At 53.4% G+C, this 1,589-nt stretch carries 2 rRNA genes; both read left to right on the forward strand.

The window, feature by feature from the left end:
• Positions 1 to 1,354: ribosomal RNA gene (locus ACPUYX_RS20925) — 23S ribosomal RNA — on the forward strand; the annotation flags it as partial.
• 117 nt (positions 1,355 to 1,471) lie between these two features.
• Positions 1,472 to 1,587, forward strand: a 5S ribosomal RNA gene (gene rrf, locus ACPUYX_RS20930).
• Positions 1,588 to 1,589: the final 2 nt, after the last annotated feature.

Consider the following 1,589-nt stretch of genomic DNA (forward strand, 5'->3'; position numbering starts at 1 on the left):
GGGGAGCGAAACATAGTAGCGAAGTAACCGACTCCAGGCTGTCAAGAAAATCCTCTAGTGAGCTCTCTTGGTGCCCGTACCGCAAACCGACACAGGTAGATGGGGTGAGAAACCTAAGGCGCGCGAGAAAACCCTCGTTAAGGAACTCGGCAAAATGGCCCCGTAACTTCGGGAGAAGGGGCGCTCATTGCAAGATGAGCCGCAGAGAAAAGGTCCAGGCGACTGTTTAACAAAAACACAGGTCCCTGCTAATCCGCAAGGAGATGTATAGGGGCTGACACCTGCCCGGTGCTGGAAGGTTAAGAGGAGAGGTTAGGGTTTAGCCCGAAGCTTTGAATTGAAGCCCCAGTAAACGGCGGCCGTAACTATAACGGTCCTAAGGTAGCGAAATTCCTTGTCAGGTAAGTTCTGACCCGCACGAAAGGTGTAACGATCTGGACACTGTCTCAACGAGGGACTCGGCGAAATTGTAATACCCGTGAAGATGCGGGTTACCTGCGACAGGACAGAAAGACCCCATGGAGCTTTACTGCAGCTTGACATTGGATTTTGGTATAAAATGTACAGGATAGGTGGGAGACAGAGAAGCTAGGGCGCCAGCCTTGGTGGAGTCGACGGTGGGATACCACTCTTTTTGTACTGAAGTTCTAACTAGGTCCCCTGAATCGGGGATTAGGACAGTATCAGGCGGGCAGTTTGACTGGGGCGGTCGCCTCCTAAAGAGTAACGGAGGCGCCCAAAGGTTCCCTCAGCGCGGTTGGAAATCGCGCGCAGAGTGTAAAGGCAAAAGGGAGCTTGACTGCGAGACCTACAAGTCGAGCAGGGACGAAAGTCGGGCTTAGTGATCCGGTGGTACCGAGTGGAAGGGCCATCGCTCAACGGATAAAAGCTACCCTGGGGATAACAGGCTTATCTCCCCCAAGAGTCCATATCGACGGGGAGGTTTGGCACCTCGATGTCGGCTCATCGCATCCTGGGGCTGTAGTAGGTCCCAAGGGTTGGGCTGTTCGCCCATTAAAGCGGTACGTGAGCTGGGTTCAGAACGTCGTGAGACAGTTCGGTCCCTATCCGTCGCAGGCGCAGGAAATTTGAGAGGATCTGTCCCTAGTACGAGAGGACCGGGATGGACGAATCACTGGTGTACCAGTTGTCTCGCCAGAGGCACAGCTGGGTGGCTATATTCGGATCGGATAAGCGCTGAAAGCATCTAAGCGCGAAACCGGCCTCAAGATGAGATTTCCCACGAGTGAAAGCTCGGTAAGACCCCTGAAGGAAGATCAGGTTGATAGGCCAGGTGTGGAAGCGCCGTGAGGTGTGGAGCTGACTGGTACTAATCGGTCGAGGGCTTGACCTAATAAGACACGAAGAAAAGGGAATGTGGCTCAGTGTTTCCGAGGAAGACGAAACTAGAAAGAGACTCTATGCAGTTTTGAGAGAACAGAGTTCGCAAAGGACAACTGAATCTCAGAGATCTGGTGATCATGCCGGAGGGGTTCCACCCGTTCCCATACCGAACACGGAAGTTAAGACCTCCAGGGCCGATAATACTTGGGGCATAGCCCCTGGGAAAGTAGGTCATCGCCAGGTAA

Origin of the sequence: Desulfosporosinus sp. SYSU MS00001 (genome assembly GCF_049943955.1) — a bacterium.
GTDB lineage: Bacteria > Bacillota > Desulfitobacteriia > Desulfitobacteriales > Desulfitobacteriaceae > Desulfosporosinus.